Source organism: Halomonas sp. HMF6819 (assembly GCF_044335525.1).
Taxonomy (GTDB): domain Bacteria; phylum Pseudomonadota; class Gammaproteobacteria; order Pseudomonadales; family Halomonadaceae; genus Vreelandella.
The window spans coordinates 213,499-236,312 of sequence record NZ_JBIQVY010000001.1 but is presented as its reverse complement, the minus strand read 5'-3'; the positions used below and the strand labels follow the sequence as shown (position 1 = coordinate 236,312).

Here is a 22,814-nt window from a genome sequence, read left to right as displayed (position 1 = left end):
CTCATTGGTCAGTCAGCGCAAACGCGCCTGGGTGGTCCGTCGGTTAAATACAAAGCCCCGCTCAAATGCTTCTAAAGCGCCGCACTTAAGCGTCAGGCCGATGACGTCTGGCGCTCGGCAAAAAGCTCGCTAAGCGCTTCGGGCCAGGCCCGGGGGCGCAGCGATTGGCGGTCAAGGCAGGCTATCTCGACTGTCGCGCGGCAAAGGAGTTCCTCATTTCGCCAAACGCGCTGCTCGAACGTCATCCTGCAGCGGCCCATGCTCTCGACATGCGCATCGACGCTGAGCGCATCGTCGAGCCTTGCCGGTCTGCTGTAGTGACAAGCCAAGCGGTATACCACTAGCTGCGTGCCTTCGTCCAGCAGCGTTTGCTGGGCAAAGCCCAATGCCCGTAGCCATTCGCTGCGAGCGCGCTCCATGAACTTCAAATAGTTAACGTAGTAGACGATGCCGCCGGCGTCGGTATCCTCGATGTAAACGCGCACCGGCAGGTGAAACGCCTGTGGTTGTTCGCTTTTAAGCTGTTCGGATTGGCTCACGGGCGGCGTTCCCCTTCCACATCGACGCTCTGCTCATGGGGCACGCGGTCGAAATGCAGCCAGGCTTGGCGCGTCACCATTCGCCCACGCGGCGTGCGCATCATAAGCCCCTGCTGGATCAGGTAAGGCTCGATCACATCCTCGATGGTGTCGCGCTCCTCGCCGATCGCCGCCGAGAGCGAATCCACGCCGACCGGGCCGCCATCGAACTTATCGATCATGGCGAGCAGCAAACGCCGATCCATGTGATCGAGCCCGTGATGATCCACGTTTAGCATATTGAGCGCGGCGTCCGCCAACGCAGCGTTAACGACGCCGTCGCCCTTGATGTCGGCGTAATCGCGCACGCGGCGTAAAAGCCGGTTGGCGATCCGCGGCGTGCCGCGCGAGCGCCGCGCCACTTCGATGGCGCCCTCCTCGTCAGTTTCGACGTTCAAAAGCCTCGCCGAGCGGGATACGATCTCGGTCAGCTCTTCGAGATTATAAAACTCGAGGCGCTGCACGATGCCGAAGCGGTCGCGCAGCGGCGAGGTCAAAAGCCCCGCGCGGGTCGTCGCGCCAACCAGCGTGAAGCGCGGAAGGTCGAGCTTGATCGACCGCGCCGCCGGGCCTTCGCCGATCATGATATCGAGCTGAAAATCCTCCATCGCCGGGTAGAGGATCTCCTCGACGACCGGCGAGAGCCGGTGGATTTCATCGATGAAGAGTACGTCGCCCGGCTCAAGATTGGTGAGCATCGCGGCGAGATCGCCGGCGCGCTCGAGCACCGGGCCCGACGTGGACTTGAGCCCGACGCCCATTTCGGTGGCGATGATGTTGGCAAGCGTGGTCTTGCCAAGCCCCGGCGGGCCGAACACCAGGGTGTGATCCAGGCTCTCTTCGCGCAGGCGCGCCGCGCCGATGAAGATCTCGAGCTGTTCGCGCACGCGCGGCTGGCCGATGTAGTCGTGAAGCTTTTTGGGCCGGATGGCGTGGTCGAGCCGCACTTCGCCCTGTTCCGGCGCGGCGGCGATGAGCCGGTCGTGTTCTAGCATAGTACCCCGTGACTGGCTGGCGTCGAATTGGCTGGCATGGAATCGGTGGGTGCGCTCACTTAGCCTCCCATGCGCCGCGTCAGCGCCGCCTTGATCAGCGCCTCGGTGCTTTGGTGCGGGTCAAGGTCGGAAAGCATTTTAGCGGCTTCGGTCAGCTTGTAACCCAGGCTCACCAGCGCGGCTTCGGCGTCAGCGGTATTGTCGCGAGGCGCCGCCTCGCCGTTGGCACCTTCCAAGGCCAGCGGCGCGTACTCGCCGCGCTCCCATTCCGGGAAGCGGTCGCGCATCTCGATAATCAGCCGCTCGGCGGTTTTTTTGCCCACACCGGGAAGCTTCGTCAGCGCCTTGGCGTCATCGTCGCGTACGCAGCGCATGAAGGCGTCTTCGTCCATGCCGGAAAGAATCGCTAGCGCGAGCTTCGGCCCCACGCCGTTGACCTTGATCAGCGCGCGAAACAGTGCCCGCTCGTGCTCCCGGGCAAAGCCGTACAGCAGGTGTGCGTCGTCGCGGATCGTCAGGTGGGTATAGAGCGAGACCGGCTCGCCCGGGGCGGGAAGCGCCACGAGGGTCGTCATCGAGGCCTCCAGCTCATAGCCGACGCCGTGCACGTCGACGACCACCCAAGGGGGGTGTTTTTCCAGCAGCGCGCCGCTTAAACGACCAATCATGAACGACCTCATTCCCAAACCAAAAGATGATCAAGCGCTGGCAGGCAGCGCTCGAAACCGGGGTTACTATATGACGACTCTGTACTTATGACCAGTGGTGCCGGGGCCTCAAGGCGCGGTCAAAGCCGCCAGCGGCCGCTAGAGCGACGCCTGGCGCCGCGCGCGGGCGTGGCCAGAAGCCCCTGGCCCGCGTAGGCGTGGCTAAGCGCAATTGCCAAAGCGTCGGCGGCGTCGGCCTGGGGCGTGGCGGAGAGATTCAATATCGCAGTGACCATATGCTGCACCTGAGACTTGTCCGCCCCGCCCTGGCCGGTCACCGCCTGCTTGATCTGGCGGGCGGCGTATTCGGCGATGCCCAGGCCGTGGTTGGCCATACATACCAGTGCCACGCCCCGGGCCTGGCCGAGCTTAAGCGCGGAATCCGGATTTTTGGCCAGAAACACGCGCTCGACGGACACCTCAGTAGGCCGGTGAAGCCCGACCACCTCGGCAAGACCGGCATAAATTTGTGCCAAACGCTGCTCCAGCGCCCCGTCGGCGGTGCGAATACAGCCGCTGGCAACGTAGACCGGCCTTGCGTTGACCAGCTCGATCACGCCGTAACCGGTAATTCGCGAGCCCGGGTCGATACCCAGAATGCGCCGGGGCGGCTCAATGGGCCGTTCATTCATGCTGGTGTTCTCCAACGAACTGCTCTACAACGGACTGCTTTTCAACCGGCAAAGCTGTGACGCTTGCCTATATAGCAAAACGCCCTGAAACGAAAACACCGGCGCGAACGCCGGTGTTTGAGCCTGCTCGATAGCGAGACGACGTTACTGCGCGGCGTCTTCGGCTTTCGCTTTCTGGCGCAGACGGATGTTGAGCTCCTTGAGCTGCTCGGCGCTCACCTCGCCCGGGGCGTCGGTCATCAGACACGCCGCGCTCTGGGTTTTCGGGAAGGCGATCACTTCACGAATGGTCTTCGCACCGGCCATCAGCATCACCAGACGGTCGAGGCCGAAGGCCAAGCCACCATGGGGCGGCGCGCCGTACTGGAGCGCGTCGAGCAGAAAGCCGAACTTCTCCTGAGCTTCCTCTTCACCGATGCCCAGAATCTCGAACACGCTACGCTGCATGGTCTGATCGTGGATACGGATCGAGCCGCCGCCGAGCTCAGTGCCGTTGAGCACCATATCGTAGGCGCGCGAAAGCGCTTGGGCCGGGTTGTTCTTGAGCTCTTCCGGCGAGCAGGACGGTGCGGTGAACGGGTGGTGAAGCGGGCTCAAGCGGCCGCTGCCGTCGGTTTCGAACATCGGGAAGTCGACGACCCACAGCGGCGACCACTCCTGAGTGTAGAGCTCGAGATCGGCACCGAGCTTCACACGCAGCGCGCCGATCGCTTCGTTGACCACAGTGGTCTTGTCTGCACCGAAGAAGATGATGTCGCCGTCTTCGGCACCGACGCGGTCCAGAAGCTCTTCGACCACGTTCTCCATGAACTTGACGATCGGCGACTGCAGGCCCTCGAGCCCTTTGGCGCGCTCGTTGACCTTGATCCAGGCCAGGCCTTTGGCGCCGTAGATACCCACGAACTTGGTGTACTCGTCGATCTCCTTGCGCGAGAGGCTGGCGCCGCCCTTGACCTTGAGCGCGGCGACGCGGCCGTCGTCGGCGTTGGCCGGACCAGAGAAGACCTTGAAGTCGACCTGCTTCATCAGGTCGTCGACGTCGGTCAGCTCGAGCGGGATGCGCAGATCCGGCTTGTCGGAGCCGAAGCGGTCCATGGCTTCCTGCCAGGTCATGCGCGGGAAGTCGGGAAGCGTCACGTCGAGCACTTCCTTGAAGAGCTTCTGAATCATCGACTCGGTGATGCCCATGATATCGCTCTCCTCCACAAAAGAGGCCTCGATATCGATCTGGGTGAACTCCGGCTGGCGATCGGCGCGCAGGTCCTCGTCACGAAAGCACTTGGCGATCTGGTAGTAACGATCGAAGCCGGCGACCATCAAAAGCTGCTTGAACAGCTGCGGGGACTGCGGCAGCGCGAAGAACTCTCCGGCGTGGGTGCGGCTCGGGACCAGGTAGTCCCGCGCGCCTTCCGGCGTTGCCCGGGTGAGTACCGGCGTCTCGATATCAAGAAAGCCTTCGTTTTCGAGAAACGCGCGTACGCTGTGGGAGATCCGCGAGCGCAGGCGCAGCTTCTCGATCATGTCCGGGCGGCGCAGATCGATGTAGCGGTGCTTGAGGCGCACTTCCTCGCCTACCTTGCCGTGCTCGTCGAGCTGGAACGGCGGCGTGGCGGCGGTGTTGAGTACCTCGACGTCCTTCGCCAGCACTTCCACCATGCCGGTAGGCATGTTGGGGTTCTGGGTGCCTTCCGGGCGCAAACGGACGCGGCCGGTAATACGCAGCACGTATTCATTGCGAGCACGGTCGGCGGTTTCGAACGCCTGGGCGGTATCCGGGTCGACGACGAACTGCGCAATACCGTCGCGGTCGCGCATGTCGAGGAAAATGACCCCGCCGTGATCACGGCGACGGTGGACCCATCCACAAACGGTCACCGTTTGATCTACCAGAGTTTCGTTAAGCTGGCCGCAATAATGGCTGCGCATGTTTCATCCTGTTCTGTTACGTGGCAATAAAAGTGGCGCGAGCATCGCGCCGTGACCGGCGCGGCTAGGCCGCGGCGCCCTTATCCTTTGATGAACCGCCTTTTGACGAGCCGCTCGACGCAGGCGCGTCGCTTTTCGCACCGGTGCTATCCTTAGCGCTCGAGGTGCCTTGACTGTCCGCGGCAAGGTTTTTCTTGCCGCCGGTTTTGAAATCGGTTTCGTACCAGCCGCCACCGGCCAAGCGAAAGCCCGCCGCCGATACCAGCCTTGAAAGCTCGTCCTGGGCACATGCCGGGCAGTGGGTTAGCGGGTCGGCACTGATTTTCTGTAATTTTTCCATGCGATGACCGCAGGCCTTGCACTCATACTCATAGATGGGCATGTTGATGGCTCCTGAAAAGCTCAACTGGACAGGACGTCGATGACCCAAGCGTCGTTGGGCCGTGACAATATGTGGCCTGTGGTCATAAATTCCAAGACAGTGGCCCGCAAAGCCGATCATTATACCCTTTTGTGCCCCCTGCCAAGCAAGGTTTGGCAGGGCCCGCCGCCTATATGGAGATCATCAAATGCCCCACGCGGTAATGCTCGATGCGAAAAGCATGGGTCCTGATATCGATTTCACCGCCATCCGTGACAGCGTGTCATCGCTCGAGGTTTTCGACCAGACGGCACCGGAAGAGGCTTTTGATCGGCTCAAGAACGTCGAGATCGCGCTGGTCAACAAAGTCAAACTCGGCCGCGACGTGCTCGACGCCCTGCCCTCGCTCAAGCTGATCTGCGTGATGGCCACCGGGGTCAACAATATCGATATGGACGCCGCCAGGGACAACGGCATCGCGGTGAAAAACGTCACCGCCTACGGTACGGCAAGCGTCTCTCAGCACACGCTGATGCTGATGCTCACCTTGGCGGCGCGGCTACCGCGCTATCAGCAGGACGTCGCCGCCGGAGACTGGCAGCAGAGCGCCTTTTTCTGCCTGCAGGATTACCCGACACTGGAGCTTGCAGGCAAGCAGCTCGTCATGGTCGGCCAGGGGGAGCTCGGCTCCGAGGTGGCGCGCCTGGCCGAGGCGTTTGGCATGAACGTGCGCTTTGCGGCCCGACCCGGCGACGAGGCGAATGACGAGCGCCAAAGTCTCGATGAGCTGCTGCCCCAAGCCGATGTGATCAGCCTGCACTGCCCGCTCAACGAACAGACGAAGCACCTGATCAACCAGGCGCGACTGGAGAAAGCGAAGTCAACGCTTTTACTGATCAACTGCGCCCGCGGTGGCATCATCGATGAGCACGCCGCGCTGCAAGCGCTTCGCGACGGCCAGATTGGCGGGCTTGCCGTGGACGTTCTGCCCGAAGAGCCACCCCGCGAGGGGCACGCGCTGCTGGATGCGCTGGCCACTCGCGAGCCGCTCAATCTGATCGTCACCCCGCACAACGCCTGGATCACCCCCGAAGCGCGTCAGAACATCGTTCGTTTGACCGCCGAGAATATCGACTCTTACAAAAAGAGCGCCTGAGGCGCTCCTGTAAAACGGGTTTCACCACTGCCTTCACCTTCAGGCCGTGGTGAAACTCTCGGGCACGTGGGCCTCCTTGATCTGCTCGATGCTCACGTCGGTCACATGAGCGCCTTCTGGGCCTTGCCATAGCCACTCGACGAGCGAATCAACTGCCTCTTCTTTCCCGCATGCCAGTACCTCGACACGACCGTCGGAGAGATTTTTAGCGTAGCCGCTGATGCTAGTGGCCAGCGCCTTTTCCCGCGTGGTGCTGCGAAAGTTGACGCCCTGCACCTTGCCGGTCACAAACGCCCGTACGCTTTTGGTCGACATGTCAGCCTCCTTGAATTCCTTGACGAACTCGTGCTTGACGCGAACGGCGCTATTGCGCGGTATGATCGCCCGCCCGCGGCGGGTCAACAGCGAGCGTGTAAACGCCGCGCCGAACAGCAAAATCAGCGAGCTGTAATAAACCCATAAAAGCACCATGACCACCGAGCCCGCCGCCCCGTAGGTCGAGGCCGTAGCGGTATAGGCGAGATAAATGGCGATCAAATTGCGCCCGATGGTGAATAGAATGGCTGTCACCAAACCGCCGATGAACACGTCTCGCCAGCGCAGTACAACGTCCGGCAGCACCTTAAAGATGGTCGCGAACAGCAGCGTTACCATGCCTAGCGACACCAGCGACTCCGCCGTGCGGGTAAAAAAGCTGATATAGGGCACGATATAGTTGGCGGCCTGCAGCATGCCCCGCACCACGACGCCCAATACCAGCGATACCAGCAGGATGAAGCCAATGGCAAGTACGACGGTGAGCGATAAAAGGCGCGTCTTGATGAAGATGAATACGCTGTTGGAGGTAGGCTTGGCGGTCACGTCCCAGATCGTATTGAGCGAGAACTGCATCTGCCCAAAAACGGTGGTCGCACCGATTAGCAGCGCTCCAAAGCCCAAAAGCGTTGGCAGCAAGCCCGACTCCTCGATACGCGATTGGGCCACCGCTTGCTCGATGGCGGAGGCCGCATCGAGTCCGAGCGTTCCCTGCAGCTGAGCGACGATTTGCCCCTGGGCGGCCTCTTCGCCAAGCACCATACCGATGACCGTCACCGCGATGATGATCGTTGGCGCGAGCGAAAAAAGGGTGTAAAAGGCCAGCGAGCCTGCATAGCTAAAGGCGTTTCGCTCGAGCCAGAGCGCGATGGCATCCTGTACCACTTGCCACCAAAAAAGCAGCCTTCGTTTTATTAGCATGTTGATTCCCTTGCAAAATGCTTTATAAGTGCGCCTTATATCGAGCGCTTTTAAAATCAATAACAGCATACCTAACTATAGCCTGCCTCGCAGCGTTGTCGTGCTGTAGGCAGAACCTGTCTGTGGGCATACAATCATCGGCTCTGAGCCGAGTGACCATCAGGCCTGCAAAAAGTCGCGGGGTAGCTTCATCATCTGGCGCCACAGCCGTTCGACGCCGGGCTTATGGACCAGCGAGCAGCGGTAAAGGCGGATTTCCAGCGGGATATCGAGACTCTCGTCGCCGGCGCGTACCAGCCGGCCACTTTTGAGCTCTTCGCGAATGCAGAAATCCGGGATCCAGGCCATGCCCACGCCTTGCAGCACCATCCCTTTCAGCCCTTCCGCCATCGCGGTTTCGTACACCGTGCGCAGGTTCAACCGACGCGGGTCGTTTTTGAGCACCATATGCACGCTTTTCCCCAAAAAAGCGCCTTGGCTATAGGTCAGATATGGCACCGGCTCGGGCTGGTCGAGGGTGAACAGCGGCTTGCCCTGGGGGTCGGCAAGCGATACAGGCAGCATTTTGACGTTGCCAATCGAAAACGAGGGAAAGACCTTGGTGTCGAGCTGCATGGTGGCAAAGGGGTCGAAATAGGCGAGCATCAAATCGCAGTTGCCCTCGCGCAGCACGTGAATCGCTTCGCCAACGTTCATCGCCACTAATCGGGTAGGCAGCTCCCCTACCCCTTTTTGGAGTCGCGATATCCAAGGCGGATAGAAACTCAGCGCAAGCGAGTGCGCCGCGACGATATCCAGCGCCTCGTTGGCAATCGATAAGCCCCGCAGGTGGTTCAGCGATTCGTTGAGCTGATCGACAAGGTTGCGCGCAGTGACCAAAAAAAGCTGGCCCTCCGCGGTTAGCCCGATCGGGGTGGTCGAGCGATCCACCAGCGTGGTACCCAGCGCTTGCTCCAACGCGCGAATACGCCGGCTAAAGGCGGGCTGAGTGACGTGGCGCTGCCGCGCGGAGGTCGAAAAGCTGCGCGTATTGGCCAGCGCGACGAAATCCTCGAGCCATTTGGTTTCCAGATTCACCCGGTTCTCCTTGGTTCGGCCTTCATGCAATCGCTACTGAATGGGCGCGGTTAAATACGCGGCTCTCGACACGACCTTTTTCCAAAGCGGACGATTGCGAATTTCGTCGATCGTGACGCGACGACATTGGGTAAAGTCTTCTTCCAGCATTCGCTCAACGTCTAGCGCAAAGGATTCAGACGGCATATACGCGGTAATTTCAAAATTAAGACGAAACGAACGGTTATCCAGATTGACGGTGCCAACGGTTGCCGCTTCCGAGTCAATCAGCATGACTTTTTGGTGCAAAAAACCAGGAAGATAACGGTATATTTTCACTCCGGCACGCAGCATGTCGGGTAAAAAGGAGAAGGCCGAAAGAAACACCAGAAGGTGGTCCGGGCGCTCGGGGATCATCACGCGTACGTCCACTCCTCGCATGGCCGCCAAGCGAAGCGCGTCCTGAACGCCCTGATCCGGTACGAAATAGGGGCTTGTCACCCAGAGCCGGTCGTTGGCGCTATGGATTAGCTGCTGTACCAAAAGACTGGCGGTATCGTGCTTGTCTGCTGGCCCTGAGGGTACGATCACCACCTGATGATCCCTTTGGGCGTGGTTTTCCGCATGCCAATTCAGGGTGATGACTTCTCCGGTCGCCCAGTGCCAATCCTCCCAAAAGGCTTCCTGAAGGCCGAGTACGCCCGGGCCCCGAAGCGCCAAGTGAGTATCACGCCAGGGGCCGTGACGCGGGTTTTCACCCAAGTACTCGACCCCAACGTTAAAGCCCCCGACCCACCCTTTTTTGCCGTCCACCACCATGATCTTGCGGTGGTTGCGGAAATTGAGCTGAAAGCGGTGCTTGAACCCCCGGGATGAGCCAAAGGGGCTAATGGCTACTCCTTCGCTTTCAAGCTCCTTGAAGTAGCTGTCGCGCAGTTTGCGGCTGCCAAGTTCATCGTAGAGAAAATAAACCCGTACGCCCCGCCGGGCTGCTTCGAGCAGGCGCGCTTTTAATGCCTGGCCAAGCCGGTCGTTACGTACGATGAAAAATTGCAGCAGCAGGTAGTCTGTCGCCTCGTCGATGCCCTGAAACAGACTTTCGAACGTGGCCTCTCCATCGATGAGAAGTTCGGCGTGGTTACCCTTGGTCAGCGGCATCATCGCCAGTTGCTCGACCGCCTGAATATCCGGCGTGGCGGGTAGCGAAATGTGCGGCTTCATGTTGTTGCGGTAGCGGCGCAGCACGCGTCGCAATACGTTGTCTCTGGCGCCGCGGGCAGTCACGTAGCCGTAAAAGCGCGGGCGGCCGAACAGCCAATAGGCCGGCAGTGCAACGTAGGGAAACGTGAGAAGCGACATGATCCAGGCAACGGCGCCCTGAGAGGTACGGCTCGACATCAGCGCCATAACGGCGGACACCACCCCCAGAAGATGAATCAGTAGAATGGCCGTACCGATAAGCCACGAGGTCATCGAACGCTCCCTGCCATGGACATGGATTCCTTTGCGATTTCACATGTACAAAAGCCCCGCAGTACGGGGCTTTTTCGGTCTATTGTTACAGGCGATGAGTTTACGCGGTTTCGGCGATGATTGCCTTCCATTTGGCCGGGCCGGTCTGATGCACCGAGGTACCTTGCGTGTCGACGGCGACGGTCACCGGCATATCTTCTACCTCGAATTCATAGATGGCTTCCATCCCCAAATCCTCGAACCCGACCACGCGCGACTTCTTGATCGCCTGAGCGACGAGATAAGCCGAGCCGCCAACGGCCATTAGGTAAACCGCCTGGTTGTCGCGAATCGCTTCGATGGCGGCCTCGCCCCGCTCCGCCTTGCCGACCATGCCCAACAGGCCGGTCTCTTCGAGCATGGTGCGGGTGAACTTGTCCATCCGCGTAGCGGTGGTCGGGCCGGCGGGGCCAACGACTTCGTCACCGATCGGGTCGACCGGGCCGACGTAATAAATGAAGCGCCCTTTCATATCGACGGGCAGCGGCTCGCCCTTGCTGATCATATCGGTCATGCGCTTGTGAGCGGCGTCGCGGCCGGTCAGGAGCTTGCCGTTGAGCAGCAGCGTATCGCCGGGCTGCCAGGTCTTCACCTCTTCCGGGGTGACGCTATCGAGATCGACCCGTTTGACGTTTTCGCCAACTTCGCGCGTGATCTCCGGCCAGTCCTCGAGTTTGGGCGCGGGCAGTGCCACCGGACCGGAGCCGTCGAGAGTGAAGTGCGCGTGTCGAGTGGCGGCGCAGTTGGGAATGATAGCGACCGGCTTGTTCGCCGCGTGGGTCGGATAGTCCTTGACCTTGATGTCGAGCACCGTGGTCAAACCGCCCAGCCCCTGCGCGCCGATGCCGGTCTTATTGACCTTATCGAACAGCTCCAGACGCAGCTCTTCGGCGCGGTTGCTCGCCCCGCGTGCCTGCAAGTCCTGAATGTCGATCGGGTCGAGCAGCGCTTCCTTGGCGATCTCCATGGCTTTTTCGGCGGTGCCGCCGATGCCGATACCGAGCATGCCCGGCGGGCACCAGCCGGCACCCATTTTGGGCAGCTGCTCGAGCACCCAGTCGACGACGCTATCGGACGGGTTCAGCATCGCGAACTTGGATTTCGCTTCGCTGCCGCCGCCTTTCGCCGCTACGTGGATATCGACCTTATCACCCGGTACGAGCTTGTGGTGAATGATGGCGGGCGTGTTGTCCTTGGTGTTCTGGCGCTTGCCGTCCGGGTCGGCTAGTACCGAGGCGCGCAGCACGTTGTCCGGCAGCAGGTAGGCACGGCGCACGCCCTCGTTAACCATGTCATCGAGGCTCATGTCCGCTTCCCACGTGACGTTCATGCCAACGTGAACAAACACGGTGACGATGCCGGTATCCTGGCAAATCGGCCGGTGGCCGGTGGCGCACATCCGCGAGTTGATCAGGATCTGGGCGATGGCATCCTTGGCAGCGGGGTTCTCTTCTCGCTCGTGGGCAGCTGCCATGGCGTCGATGAAGTCTTTCGGGTGGTAGTAGGAGATGTACTGAAGGGCGTCGGCAACGCTTTGAATAACGTCATCCTGCTTGATCACGGTCATGAACAACGGGCTCCTCGATGGATCGGTTTCAAGCGGCTATTTATCATGGGATTTTTTCAATCCGTTAGCCGTTCTAATCCGCCCATTATACCTGATCACCCCTTCCCCGGCAGCTTTGCGTTAACTGCGAATTTTCCTTCCTGATGTAATTTAATTCCCAACAAGTAAGATAACGGTATAAATATTGGTGCCATTAGGCAACTGGCTGACAGTGCGGGCACCAATAGAGCCGTCGCGAGCCCACCATCTGGCGCTCGATAATCTCGCCACAGCGATGACAAGAGAGCCCAGCACGCTCGAACACGCTAAAGCGCCACTGCCGCCTGGTTTCACCCGCGGTTTTGGCCTGCTCGATCCACGCGTCGCGATTCGTCACGCCCGCTTGTCGGTAGGCCTGCCACGTGGTGTCGATAATGATCTGCGCCAGCTGCTCTCGCTCGGTGGCGGTAAGATCGACCGGACGCTTTTTGGGATGAAGCCCTGCGTAGAACAAAATCTCCGAGCGCAAATAGTTGCCGAGCCCTGCGACCAGGCCCTGATCGAGCAGCAGTGCCCCAAGGCTTCGACGATGAAAGCGCGAGTCGTCGAGTCGCGCCAGCACGCTGGCAGTCGAAACGTTTTGACTCAAAAGATCCGGTCCGAGCCTCGCCAAAAACGGATGATCTTCGAGCGCATCAGTATCGAGTAGCGCGATGTCAGAGGCGCTATAGAGACTCGCCGCCCTGCCCTCGGTGACGAGCCTCACGCGCAGCGATCGGTTGGTTTGAGGTGGCTTGTGCGCGGCGTGAAGTTTCCATACCCCGTAGAGCTGATTATGGGAATAGAGCACGCGCTGGTTATCGAAGCGGATCAGCATCGCCTTACCGCGGGTTTCGACCGCGTCGACACGGATGTCGATCAGTGAATTTGCTTGGGTCTGAAGCTCTTCGAAGGCGAACCAGGCGTGCTCCAGCACGCGCCCGCCAATCTGCTTTTCGATGCGATCCGCCGCGCGGCGGATCTCGGGTCCTTCTGGCATGTTTACCCCAGTACCAGCTGTTTCTCTTTCATTTGGTTGAGCTGGTCGCGAAGGCGCGCCGCTTCCTCGAACTCCAGGTTCTGGGCCGCCTCGAACATGGCGTCTTCGAGCTTGCCGATCGCCTCACCCAGCTCGTGCTGGCCCATGTTGGCAATATCGTAATCCGGCGCGGCGCTTTTCTTGCGATCCGCCCCGCGGCGACCGTTGGTTTTCTTCGCCCCGGGAGCTTGGGCCGCTTCGAGAATATCGGCAACCGAGCGCGTGACGGTGGTCGGCGTAATACCATGCTTTTCGTTGTGTTCCATTTGCTTGGTGCGGCGCCGCTCGGTTTCATCCATGGCTTTGCGCATCGAATCGGTGATGCGATCACCGTAGAGAATCGCCTTGCCGTGGGCGTTTCGCGCGGCGCGCCCGATGGTCTGGATGAGTGAGCGCTCGGCGCGCAGAAAGCCCTCCTTGTCCGCATCGAGAATGGCCACCAGCGACACTTCGGGAATATCCAGGCCTTCGCGCAACAGGTTGATACCCACCAGCACGTCGAACTTGCCCAAACGAAGATCGCGGATGATCTCGACGCGCTCGACGGTGTCGATATCCGAGTGCAGGTAGCGTACGCGCACATCGTGATCATCAAGATACTCGGTCAGATCCTCTGCCATGCGCTTAGTGAGCGTGGTGACGAGCACGCGCTCGCCGACCGAGGTACGCTTGTGCACCTCGGAGAGCAGGTCGTCGACCTGGGTACTGGCCGGGCGCACTTCGATTTCCGGGTCCAATAGCCCAGTGGGCCGAACCACCTGCTCGACGACCTGACCGGCGTGTTCGGCTTCGTACTTACCCGGTGTTGCCGAGACGAAGATTGTCTGTGGAGAGATCGACTCCCACTCCTCGAACTTCATCGGGCGGTTATCCAGCGCCGAGGGCAGCCGGAAGCCATACTCGACCAGGGTTTCCTTGCGCGAGCGGTCGCCCTTGTACATACCGCCCACCTGCGGGACGCTTACGTGGGACTCATCGATGAACAGCAGCGCATCGTCAGGCAGGTAATCGAAAAACGTCGGCGGCGCGTGGCCCGGGTCGCGTCCGGAAAGGTAGCGCGAGTAGTTTTCGATGCCGTTGCAGTAGCCAAGCTCCAGCATCATCTCGATATCGTAGAGCGTGCGCTGCTCGAGACGCTGTGCTTCCACCAGCCGTTCGTGCTTTCGAAGCCACTCCAGGCGCTCCTTAAGCTCGCCCTTGATCGACTCGATCGCCTCGAGAATCGTCTCGCGCGGCGTCACATAGTGAGATTTCGGATAGATGGTCATGCGCGGTACTTGGCCGCGGACGTCGCCGGTGAGCGGGTCGAACAGACGGATGGAGTCGATCTCGTCGTCGAACAACTCGACCCGCACCGCCTCCTCGTCGGAATCCGCGGGGAAGATGTCGATGACGTCGCCGCGTACGCGGTAGGTGCCACGGCGAAAATCCATGTCGTTGCGCGTGTACTGAAGCTCCGCGAGCCGGCGCAGGAAGGCGCGCTGATCGATCAGCTCACCGCGGGTGAAGTGCAGCCGCATTTTTAGGTACTGATCCGGGTCACCCAGGCCGTAAATCGCCGACACCGACACCACGATTAGCGCGTCGCGGCGCTCCAAAAGCGCCTTGGTCGCCGACAGGCGCATCTGCTCGATGTGGTCGTTGATCGAGGCGTCCTTCTCGATGAAGGTATCCGACGATGGCACGTAGGCTTCGGGCTGGTAGTAGTCGTAGTAAGAGACGAAATACTCGACCGCGTTGTCCGGGAAAAACGCCTTGAATTCGCCGTAGAGCTGGGCGGCAAGGGTCTTGTTCGGCGCCATGACGATGGTTGGGCGCTGAAGCTCCTGCACGATATTGGCCATGGTGAAGGTCTTGCCCGAGCCGGTCACGCCCAATAGCGTCTGATGGGCAAGCCCCGACTCGAGCCCGCTGATCAGGCCCTTGATGGCATTGGGTTGATCGCCCGCAGGCTGAAACTTCGACGTTAGCCGGAACGCTTTGCTCATCACTACTCCAGTTCTTAAAAGGGCTATTGGCTCGAGGCGTCAGTCGCACTCGCAAGCCGGGTCTCGATGGTGACCGTGGCTTCGGTCATCAAGCGCTGCACGGGGCAGCGGCTACTGATGTCCAAAAGCTTCTGTTTCATCGCGTCGTCCAGCGGGCCCTGGAAGTCGAGACGTACGTCCAGCCCATACGCGCCTTCGCGCTCCTTGCTGTCGTCACGCGCGATGGTCACGGTGATAGCTTCGAGCGGCCACTCCTTGCGCTTGGCGTACATCTGAACGGTGATGGCTTTGCAGCTACCCAGCGCCATATCGAAGTAGTCGTGGGGGTCCGGGTCTTGGCCCTCACCACCCAGCACTTTGGGCGCATCGGCATAAAGCGCCTCGACGCTTTCGACCTCAATGCGGTGGCGAAACGTCCGGTTGCGTTCGCTGATCAGCGTGATGGGGGTGTGCATCATTTGACCTCGACGCCCAGATTGAGATCCTTTACTGCCTTGACGAGCGTTTGGTGGCTCGCCCGCCCTTCGACTTCCGCGCCGTGGCGGCCGACCTCTGCACTCTCCACGCCGTCGAGCATCATGAGCGCGGTGGTGATTTGATTGACCTGATCGGCGTTTTGTACACCCTTGAAGCTCAGCGATTGATTAGCCATGACACGTCCTTTACTTGAGCCGGCGCCAGCGCCGGTGAACTCGTGCAAAGGCTCGCTGCAAAACATTGGACAGCAGAACCTATGCAAAACTGATACAGACCGAGAAGTCTAGCACGGTGGGGACGCCTTGCAATTACAACCTGGCGCCCGCACCTGCTTTGAGTAGTGTTAGGCTAGACGCATTCTCAATCTCTTTGCCGTGGAGCATGTATGGCAATCGAACAGTCCCCCACTTTTAATGGTGAAGTGCGCCTGGATCACCTATCGGTACTGGACATCAAGGGCGAGAACGCCGAGAAATTCCTTCAGGGCCAGACCAGCGCCCAGGTGAGTCTGGCCAACGGCACTTTCGCTCCGCTCACCTGCTTCTGTACGCCCAAGGGGCGCATCATCGCCAACGGTCAGCTCTTTCGCGTTGCCGAGCACCACTATCGTTTGCTGGTCAGCACCACGCTAGCGGAGAAGCTCGCGACCCACCTTAGAAAGTTTGCGGTGTTCTACCGCGCCGAGCTCAGCGTCAATACCGATATTGCTCTCGTGGGCGCCGGGCTAGGGCAGGCATTAAAACGCGCCGAGGCGCTGGGGCTCGAGCTCCCTGCAAGCGGCTACCTGCACAGTGGCGACGAGAAGGCGTCCGTTTTGCGCCTGCCGTTTGAAGAGCGCTACCTCTTCTGTATCGAGGAAAACGTGCCCGCCATCGATACAGCACTCGAAAACGCCTGGCGGCTCGCGGATATTCGAAGCGGCATTGCCTGGCTTGACGTAGTCCAGGAGGACCACTTCCTGCCGCAGATGATCAACTGGGAAGCACTGGGTGGTATCAGCTTCAAGAAAGGGTGTTACACCGGCCAGGAAGTCGTGGCGCGGGCGCACTTTCGTGGCCAAGTCAAAAAGCGCTTGGTGCGCGCGAGCTTAAATACCCATGCACTGCCCGCCGCGACTGAAACGCTGGTAAGTGATGAAGGCAAAAGCCTGGGCGAGGTGGTCAGCAGTGCCTTTGGTGATCAGGGGCACGTCGAGCTACTGGTGGTAGTGGCAACCAAAGCCATCGATGAGCCGCTGCCGCTTTATCTCAACGACCAGCCCGTGACGCTCGAGTCACTGCCCTACGCCGTCGAGCGCCTGGACCCGGAGCAGCTTTCGGCGAGCCTGATGGCCACGTAACGAGCACGCAGTAAAAAAGGCCCTGCGAACGTCAGTCCGCAGGGCCTTTTGGTTTGAAGCCGCTTTATGCGAGATAGCGGCTTAGAAAGGCGGCGATAAGGCTCAGTGCTCGCGGGTAGGCTGGAAGCGAATGTCCGGCCAGCGCTCCTGGGTCATCTGCAGATTGACCCGGGTCGGGGCGATATAGGTGAGATAGCCGCCGCCGTCGATGGCGAGGTTCGCGCTCGCCTTGCGCTTGAACTCCTCGAGCATTTTGGCATCGTCGCAGTATATCCAGCGGGCGGTCTGCACGTTTACGCCTTCATAAATGCAGTCGACCTTGTACTCCTCCTTCAGACGATGCGCGACGACGTCGAACTGCAGCGTTCCCACCGCGCCGAGAATCAGGTCGTTATTATCCATCGGCATGAAGACCTGGGTGGCGCCCTCTTCCGAGAGCTGCTGCAGGCCTTTTTGCAGCGCTTTCATTCTCAGCGGATCTTTCAGGCGCACGCGCTTGAAAAGCTCAGGCGCGAAGTGCGGGATACCGGTGAAGCGCATGTCCTCCCCCACGGTGAAGGTATCGCCAATCTGTACCGTGCCGTGGTTGTGCAGGCCGATAATGTCGCCAGGCCAGGCTTCCTCCACCTGAGAGCGGTCCGAGGCCATGAAGGTCAGGGCATCGGCGATCTTGACGTCCTTGCCAATGCGGACGTGGCGCATCTTCATGTTCTTCTCGTACTTGCCGGAGCACACGCGTAAAAAGGCGATGCGGTCGCGGTGATTCGGGTCCATGTTCGCCTGGATCTTGAACACGAAACCGGAAAAGCGTTCGTCACTGGCGGCCACTTCCCGGGCGTCGGTCTCCCGCGGCTGGGGTGCCGGGGCGTACTCGACGAAGCCGTCGAGCATTTCGCGCACGCCGAAGTTACCCATGGCGGTCCCGAAGTAGACCGGCGTCAGCTCGCCGCGCCGATAGGCCTCGAGATCGAAGGCGTGGGAGGCGCCACGCACCAGCTCGATCTCCATGCGAAGCTCTTCGGCCTGCTCTTCACCGAGCAGCGTGTCGACTTCCGGGCTATCGAGGCCTTCGATGCGCTTGTCTTCGGAGATGCGGTTGCCCTGGCCCTGGGTGTAAAGGTGAATCACATCGTTGTAGAGGTGGTAGACCCCCTTGAAGTGACGCCCCATACCGATCGGCCAGGTCATCGGCGCGCACTGAATGTTGAGGACCGTCTCGACCTCATCCATCACCTCGATCGGGTCGCGAATATCGCGGTCCATCTTGTTGATGAACGTAAGAATCGGCGTGGTGCGCAGACGGCAGACTTCCATCAGTTTGATGGTGCGATCCTCTACGCCCTTGGCGCCATCGATCACCATCAGAGCGGAGTCGACCGCGGTCAGCGTGCGGTAGGTGTCTTCCGAGAAGTCCTCGTGACCAGGGGTGTCGAGCAGATTGACGATACGCCCGCCATAGGGGAACTGCATCACTGAGGTGGTCACCGAGATCCCGCGCTCCTGCTCCATCTTCATCCAGTCGGATGTCGCGTGGCGGTCGTTGCGCTTGCTCTTGACCGAGCCCGCCATCTGAATGGCGTTTCCAAACAGCAGCATCTTCTCGGTAATGGTGGTCTTACCCGCGTCCGGGTGCGATATGATAGCGAAGGTGCGTCTAAGCTCCGCTTCACGGGCCAACTGCGTCTCTTTCATCGTGCCTCAATAAAAATAGGTACTCAGCCATGTGCTCAAGACGTGTATTCAAGACATTTGTTCGAGAAAAACGGCTGAGCGAGCTGAGTGAGTAGGATTGGGGCGAATTGTAACGTTACGGGCCAAACGGTGCCACGCCCTTTCAAGCGTGCTACCGAATGCCTTCACAGGCGCATAAAAAAAGAGCCGCGGATAGCGACTCTTATCTTAGGTAGTTAAGACTTACCTGGTGTTGTTCGATCAAGCGTAGGTGTTGACCTGCGTTCCCAGAGTGCCTTCGGTTGCCAGATCCGGCTGCGCCGTCATGTTGGCACTGGCCAACACTTCGGTCACCTGCTGAGCCTGCATGTCGAGTGCCTGACGAAAAAGCTGCATTTGCGCCTGTTCAGCGGTTTGCGCCTGATTCATATAAAGCGCCTGACTAACGGCGTTGCTCGCTGCGATATCCATTATCTCACCTCACATTAAAACCGTAATTCCGTCAAGCATAGCAAGTACTAGAAAAAGCCGCCAGCAAAGCGTCATTTTACTAATTCATTCGTTACAACCGCTTTATCGAAACCGTTTCATTAGAACCGGTCGGCGCGAAACGGCGACATGTCGATAGCGGTAGGCTTGCCCTCCATCATATCTGCCATTAGCTCGCCGGTCGCCGGCCCCAGAGTAAAGCCCTGATGACCATGACCGAAAGCGAACCATAGACCCTGGTGGCGAGGCGCCGGGCCGATGATCGGCTTCATGTCCGGAAGACACGGCCGTGCGCCCTTCCAGGCGGTTGGTTCCTTGCGCTCGGCGAGCGGGAACACGCCGCGAGCGACCTTTTCCGCCGCCTCGAGCTGATGCTCGTCTGCCGGTGACTCCAGCCGGTCGAGCTCGGCGCCGGTGGTCAGGCGCACGCCGGCGTTCATGGGCGCCAGCAGATACCCGACCTCGGCATCCATCAGCCAGTAATTGAGCTTTGCCGGCGCTTGTGTTGCGTAGTGCATGTGATAGCCCCGCTTGACGAACGTGGGAATGCGATAGCCAAGCGTCGATGCCCACTGGCCTGCCCAAGGGCCAAGCGCCATGACCACATCGTCGACGGCAAGCTCACGCTGATCGGTCTTTACCCGGTAGCCTTCTCCCTGAGGCACCACATCCTCGATATCGGCCTGGAGAAGTGTACCGCCTTGTTGGGCGAATGAATTGGCGTAAGCGGCCACCAGCGCCCCGGGGTCGGCGACCGTCCAGGGGTCGAGCCAGTGGATGGCGCCAATGATCTCCTCACTCAGATCCGGCTCCTTTTCGATGAGCGCGGCGCGATCCAGCACCTCAAAGCGAACGCCATAGCGCTTCAGCGCCTCCCTTGCCTCAATCACGCGCTTGTCGAGTTTCTTCTGAGTTCGATAGATCTCGAGCCAACCGTCTCGGCGCACCAGATGCTCGGCGCCGGCCGCTTCGATCATCTGGCCGTGCGCCTCCAGGCAAAGCCCGATGAGTGAAGCGTACTCGGGCACGATTTTTTGATACCGCGCGCTGGAAGAGTTTTGCCAATAGCTAAGAAGGGGTGAAAAGGCGTTGAGCATACCCCCGGTGCGGTAGCGAATGTCGACGCGTTTGTTGGGCAGCACGCTTAAAATCGTTTTCATGTCGCGAGGAAACGCATAGGGGCGAACGGCTTCGCGCTGAATGATACCGGCGTTGCCATAGGAAGTTTCGCGCCCGGGCGCTTGCCGATCGATCAGCGTCACGTCGAAACCGCGCTTTTGAAGATGCCAAGCGACGCTGACGCCCACCATTCCCGCCCCGAGTACCGCTACCTGCCGCCTGGCCATCGACTCTTCCATCAACGCTCTCCCGCCCTATCATCACTTGTGGTTATAAAACTGAATATCCTGAATAAGGATAAAATTACCACCTCTGGCAGGCGCAATGCACAGTGGAATCGACCGTTTTGCTGGCTTAGGTTGGATTAAAATAACGCTTTATAGCGCTCAGCAGTGGAAAATATCGTTAGATTTTATTAAACAGGAAAATACGCTGCGCAGCAAAACTACCGCATTCGGTAGAAATAAACTCTTGAAGCGGTATGAAAGAAACGCAGAAATCTTCAAGGCAAAAGCGCTCGAAGTAGAGAAAGAATATATTACGGAAGAATGCTGAATATCGGAGGGAAAGGAAAAAGGTTACTGGGGTGGATGATGGGGATCGAACCCACGACCACCGGAGCCACAATCCGGGGCTCTACCACTGAGCTACATCCACCACAACCTGTTACCTGGTACTGCCTGTTTACTGCTCTTTCATCACTTACGACTGAACGCCTGCTTTCATCAATGGGGTGGATGATGGGGATCGAACCCACGACCACCGGAGCCACAATCCGGGGCTCTACCACTGAGCTACATCCACCATTGATACTTAAGCAAAACGTACTGCCAGCGCCTGACACCGCGGCCACACTGTCGTGGCACGCCCAGCAGGACTTGAACCCGCAACCTACGGCTTAGAAGGCCGTTGCTCTATCCGGTTGAGCTATGGGCGCACAAGGCATTCTCTAGCAAAATACCAGTGAGCACTTGACCACAACCCGCGCCTGGAAAAGCACGTTGACACCTTCCGTGCGAGGTACGTGGTCGGGATGGAGGGATTCGAACCCCCGACATCCTGCTCCCAAAGCAGGCGCGCTACCAGACTGCGCTACATCCCGATGACGACCCTTGACGCTGCTTGGCCTGTCTCAAGCGAGGCACATACTACTATTTTTGATTTTAAAGTCAAGACTTAAAGGGCTTTGGCACTGCCCGCTTTGCCTACCAGGCCCAACATGCGAAAATTGGTCATTCGCTGGCGTCTCAACCTTACGTCGGCTTTTGACTCGCTCATCACCTCCTAAGGGACCTCACTACATGACCGCCCAACTCATCGATGGCAAAACCATCGCCGCTAATGTCCGCCATCGCGTTGCCGAGAAGACCGCCGCTCGTTTACAGGCCGGTGCTCGCGCCCCCGGATTAGCCGTGGTTGTCGTTGGCGGTGACCCGGCCTCTCATGTATACGTCAACAACAAGCATCGCGCCTGTGACCAAGCCGGCATTCTCTCTTTTCAGCATCAGCTTTCGACCAATACCACCCAGCACGAGCTCGAAGCACTCGTCGACCGTTTGAACAATGACCCCCAGGTCGACGGCATTCTGGTTCAACTGCCGCTGCCGGAGCATCTTGATGCTCGCCCTATTCTCGAACGCATTCGCCCGGACAAGGACGTCGACGGCTTTCACCCCTATAACCTGGGCCGGCTGGCACAGCGCTCCCCCGCGCTTCGCCCCTGCACGCCCAAGGGCATCATGACGCTGCTATCAGAGAGTGACATCGACGTGCGCGGCCTTGACGCCACGGTGGTCGGCGCGTCCAACATCGTGGGCCGACCGATGGCCATGGAGCTAATGCTGGCCGGCTGTACCACGACCGTGTGTCATCGATTCACTCAGAACCTGGAGGCTCACGTTCGCCGCGCGGATCTGGTCGTGGTCGCCGTAGGCAAGCCCGGGCTAGTCAAGGGCGAGTGGATCAAGCCTGGAGCCGTGGTCATCGATGTCGGCATCAACCGCCAGGCCGATGGCACGCTCGCCGGCGACGTGGATTTCGAAGCCGCCGCCGAGCGCGCAAGCTTCATCACGCCGGTGCCCGGCGGCGTTGGCCCGATGACCGTCGCCACGCTTTTGGAAAATACCCTGGAAGCCGCCGAAGCGCACGACGCCTAAGGCATCGATACGACTCTCTCACTAGACATTCAATCGACCAAGGAGCACGCCCGAGTGCAACGCATTGGAATCATCGGCGCGATGGCGCAGGAAGTAAGCATACTTGCGGATCAGCTCGAAGGTGTTGAGCGCCTCGAGCACGCAGGGTTCGTGTTCTATAGCGGCACGCGTCACGGTTTGGAGGTCGTCATCCTGCAGTCGGGTATCGGCAAGGTGAACGCAGCGGTGGGCACGGCGGTGCTACTCGAGCGCTACCAGCCCGAGGCGATCATCAATACCGGCTCGGCGGGCGGCTTCGCCGAGGATCTCGATATCGGCGACATCATCATCTCGAGCGAAGTGCGCCATCACGATGTCGATGCCGTCGTGTTCGGCTATGAAATGGGCCAGGTGCCCGGCATGCCCGCCGCTTACCTGGCCGACGCCGCGCTTTCCGACGTCGCCCGCCAAGCGATTATGGATCTGGGCGAGGTCAACGTCCGCGAAGGTTTGATTGCGACCGGCGACGCCTTCATGGCGGACCCGGCGCGCGTTGCCGCCACTCGCGCGCAGTTTCCCTCCATGCTGGCGGTCGAAATGGAAGCCGCGGCCATCGCTCAAACCTGCTATCTCTACGGCTGCCCTTTCGTGGTCATCCGGGCGCTTTCCGATATCCCCGGCGCCGGCGACAACCACCTCTCTTTCGAGCAGTTTCTGGAAGTCGCGGCGGATCACTCCTCACGCATGGTCGATGCCATGCTGGCACGACTTGGCCAATAAAAGACTCGGCCAATAAACACGCCTAACACTTCG

General features: G+C 59.8%; 22 protein-coding genes, 4 tRNA genes and 1 pseudogene. 5 read left to right on the top strand and 22 right to left on the bottom strand.

What is annotated here, in order from left to right; genetic code table 11:
- Positions 1 to 92 precede the first annotated feature (92 nt).
- The 6 genes from ybgC to ACGLWX_RS01090 all read right to left on the bottom strand — a co-directional run bounded on the left by ybgC (position 93) and on the right by ACGLWX_RS01090 (position 5,220).
- On the bottom strand, positions 93 to 539 hold the full coding sequence (gene ybgC, locus ACGLWX_RS01115) for a tol-pal system-associated acyl-CoA thioesterase (RefSeq protein ID WP_396236646.1): 447 nt from the start codon (positions 537 to 539) through the stop codon (positions 93 to 95).
- Positions 536 to 1,573: a Holliday junction branch migration DNA helicase RuvB gene (gene ruvB, locus ACGLWX_RS01110; protein ID WP_396236644.1), complete on the bottom strand. Its 1,038-nt coding sequence runs from the start codon at positions 1,571 to 1,573 to the stop codon at positions 536 to 538. Before ruvB ends, ybgC begins: the two co-directional genes overlap by 4 nt.
- 59 nt (positions 1,574 to 1,632) lie before the next feature.
- On the bottom strand, positions 1,633 to 2,241 hold the full coding sequence (gene ruvA, locus ACGLWX_RS01105; RefSeq protein ID WP_396236642.1) for a Holliday junction branch migration protein RuvA: 609 nt from the start codon (positions 2,239 to 2,241) through the stop codon (positions 1,633 to 1,635).
- 119 nt (positions 2,242 to 2,360) lie between these two features.
- Positions 2,361 to 2,912 (bottom strand): crossover junction endodeoxyribonuclease RuvC, encoded by a 552-nt coding sequence (ruvC, locus tag ACGLWX_RS01100; RefSeq protein ID WP_396236640.1) that lies wholly within the window; start codon positions 2,910 to 2,912, stop codon positions 2,361 to 2,363.
- Positions 2,913 to 3,056: 144 nt separating this feature from the next.
- Positions 3,057 to 4,838 carry an aspartate--tRNA ligase gene (gene aspS, locus ACGLWX_RS01095; protein ID WP_252108739.1) on the bottom strand — a complete coding sequence of 594 codons (1,782 nt, stop codon included), beginning with the start codon at positions 4,836 to 4,838 and terminating at the stop codon, positions 3,057 to 3,059.
- 64 nt (positions 4,839 to 4,902) lie between these two features.
- Entirely contained in the window at positions 4,903 to 5,220 is a 318-nt protein-coding gene (locus tag ACGLWX_RS01090; protein WP_396236638.1) for an FmdB family zinc ribbon protein, read from the bottom strand.
- A gap of 187 nt (positions 5,221 to 5,407) precedes the next feature.
- Between ACGLWX_RS01090 and ACGLWX_RS01085 the strand changes: the two genes are divergently transcribed.
- The gene (locus tag ACGLWX_RS01085) at positions 5,408 to 6,355 is read left to right on the top strand and encodes a D-2-hydroxyacid dehydrogenase (protein ID WP_396236636.1); all 948 of its coding nucleotides are present in this window, start codon (positions 5,408 to 5,410) and stop codon (positions 6,353 to 6,355) included.
- 39 nt (positions 6,356 to 6,394) lie between these two features.
- Here ACGLWX_RS01085 and ACGLWX_RS01080 read toward each other — a convergent pair whose 3' ends face one another.
- From ACGLWX_RS01080 to ACGLWX_RS01040, 9 genes and pseudogenes are all read right to left on the bottom strand, one after another.
- Positions 6,395 to 6,670, bottom strand: a complete 276-nt coding sequence (locus tag ACGLWX_RS01080; RefSeq protein ID WP_396238148.1) for an acylphosphatase — start codon at positions 6,668 to 6,670, stop codon at positions 6,395 to 6,397.
- 21 nt (positions 6,671 to 6,691) lie between these two features.
- Positions 6,692 to 7,591, bottom strand: a pseudogene (locus ACGLWX_RS01075) (YihY/virulence factor BrkB family protein); the annotation flags it as partial.
- 159 nt (positions 7,592 to 7,750) lie between these two features.
- Complete coding sequence (locus ACGLWX_RS01070; RefSeq protein WP_396236634.1) at positions 7,751 to 8,668, bottom strand: LysR substrate-binding domain-containing protein; 918 nt, start codon at positions 8,666 to 8,668, stop codon at positions 7,751 to 7,753.
- A 33-nt stretch (positions 8,669 to 8,701) separates the two neighbouring features.
- A complete protein-coding gene (gene cls / locus ACGLWX_RS01065; RefSeq protein WP_396236632.1) occupies positions 8,702 to 10,120 on the bottom strand; it encodes a cardiolipin synthase in 1,419 nt (472 codons plus the stop codon).
- Between the two features lie 100 nt (positions 10,121 to 10,220).
- Entirely contained in the window at positions 10,221 to 11,726 is a 1,506-nt protein-coding gene (locus ACGLWX_RS01060) for a fumarate hydratase (RefSeq protein WP_396236630.1), read from the bottom strand.
- 193 nt (positions 11,727 to 11,919) lie between these two features.
- A complete protein-coding gene (nei, locus tag ACGLWX_RS01055) occupies positions 11,920 to 12,744 on the bottom strand; it encodes an endonuclease VIII (RefSeq protein WP_396236629.1) in 825 nt (274 codons plus the stop codon).
- A 2-nt stretch (positions 12,745 to 12,746) separates the two neighbouring features.
- Positions 12,747 to 14,771: an excinuclease ABC subunit UvrB gene (gene uvrB / locus ACGLWX_RS01050; RefSeq protein ID WP_396236627.1), complete on the bottom strand. Its 2,025-nt coding sequence runs from the start codon at positions 14,769 to 14,771 to the stop codon at positions 12,747 to 12,749.
- A 23-nt stretch (positions 14,772 to 14,794) separates the two neighbouring features.
- Positions 14,795 to 15,226 carry an OsmC family protein gene (locus ACGLWX_RS01045; RefSeq protein WP_396238146.1) on the bottom strand — a complete coding sequence of 144 codons (432 nt, stop codon included), beginning with the start codon at positions 15,224 to 15,226 and terminating at the stop codon, positions 14,795 to 14,797.
- On the bottom strand, positions 15,226 to 15,423 hold the full coding sequence (locus ACGLWX_RS01040; RefSeq protein WP_396236625.1) for a hypothetical protein: 198 nt from the start codon (positions 15,421 to 15,423) through the stop codon (positions 15,226 to 15,228). Before ACGLWX_RS01040 ends, ACGLWX_RS01045 begins: the two co-directional genes overlap by 1 nt.
- Before the next feature lie 210 nt (positions 15,424 to 15,633).
- Here ACGLWX_RS01040 and ACGLWX_RS01035 point away from each other — a divergent pair, with 210 nt between their 5' ends.
- Complete coding sequence (locus ACGLWX_RS01035) at positions 15,634 to 16,587, top strand: YgfZ/GcvT domain-containing protein (protein WP_396236623.1); 954 nt, start codon at positions 15,634 to 15,636, stop codon at positions 16,585 to 16,587.
- 102 nt (positions 16,588 to 16,689) lie between these two features.
- Here the strand turns inward: ACGLWX_RS01035 and ACGLWX_RS01030 are convergent, their stop codons facing one another.
- The 3 genes from ACGLWX_RS01030 to ACGLWX_RS01020 all read right to left on the bottom strand — a co-directional run bounded on the left by ACGLWX_RS01030 (position 16,690) and on the right by ACGLWX_RS01020 (position 20,105).
- On the bottom strand, positions 16,690 to 18,279 hold the full coding sequence (locus tag ACGLWX_RS01030) for a peptide chain release factor 3 (RefSeq protein ID WP_396236621.1): 1,590 nt from the start codon (positions 18,277 to 18,279) through the stop codon (positions 16,690 to 16,692).
- 240 nt (positions 18,280 to 18,519) lie between these two features.
- The gene (locus ACGLWX_RS01025; RefSeq protein WP_252108728.1) at positions 18,520 to 18,729 is read right to left on the bottom strand and encodes a putative motility protein; all 210 of its coding nucleotides are present in this window, start codon (positions 18,727 to 18,729) and stop codon (positions 18,520 to 18,522) included.
- 119 nt (positions 18,730 to 18,848) lie between these two features.
- On the bottom strand, positions 18,849 to 20,105 hold the full coding sequence (locus ACGLWX_RS01020; protein WP_396236619.1) for an NAD(P)/FAD-dependent oxidoreductase: 1,257 nt from the start codon (positions 20,103 to 20,105) through the stop codon (positions 18,849 to 18,851).
- Between the two features lie 85 nt (positions 20,106 to 20,190).
- Between ACGLWX_RS01020 and ACGLWX_RS01015 the strand changes: the two genes are divergently transcribed.
- Positions 20,191 to 20,421, top strand: a complete 231-nt coding sequence (locus ACGLWX_RS01015) for a hypothetical protein (RefSeq protein WP_396236617.1) — start codon at positions 20,191 to 20,193, stop codon at positions 20,419 to 20,421.
- Positions 20,422 to 20,448: 27 nt separating this feature from the next.
- Here ACGLWX_RS01015 and ACGLWX_RS01010 read toward each other — a convergent pair.
- The 4 genes from ACGLWX_RS01010 to ACGLWX_RS00995 form a co-directional block, all read right to left on the bottom strand.
- Positions 20,449 to 20,523 (bottom strand) — tRNA-His (locus ACGLWX_RS01010).
- A gap of 72 nt (positions 20,524 to 20,595) precedes the next feature.
- Positions 20,596 to 20,670, bottom strand: a tRNA-His gene (locus tag ACGLWX_RS01005).
- Between the two features lie 56 nt (positions 20,671 to 20,726).
- Positions 20,727 to 20,803 (bottom strand) — tRNA-Arg (locus ACGLWX_RS01000).
- Positions 20,804 to 20,891: 88 nt separating this feature from the next.
- Positions 20,892 to 20,968 (bottom strand) — tRNA-Pro (locus ACGLWX_RS00995).
- 199 nt (positions 20,969 to 21,167) lie between these two features.
- Here ACGLWX_RS00995 and folD point away from each other — a divergent pair.
- Positions 21,168 to 22,022, top strand: a complete 855-nt coding sequence (folD, locus tag ACGLWX_RS00990) for a bifunctional methylenetetrahydrofolate dehydrogenase/methenyltetrahydrofolate cyclohydrolase FolD (protein ID WP_252108725.1) — start codon at positions 21,168 to 21,170, stop codon at positions 22,020 to 22,022.
- Between the two features lie 54 nt (positions 22,023 to 22,076).
- Positions 22,077 to 22,781 (top strand): 5'-methylthioadenosine/S-adenosylhomocysteine nucleosidase, encoded by a 705-nt coding sequence (gene mtnN / locus ACGLWX_RS00985; RefSeq protein WP_396236615.1) that lies wholly within the window; start codon positions 22,077 to 22,079, stop codon positions 22,779 to 22,781.
- Positions 22,782 to 22,814: the final 33 nt, after the last annotated feature.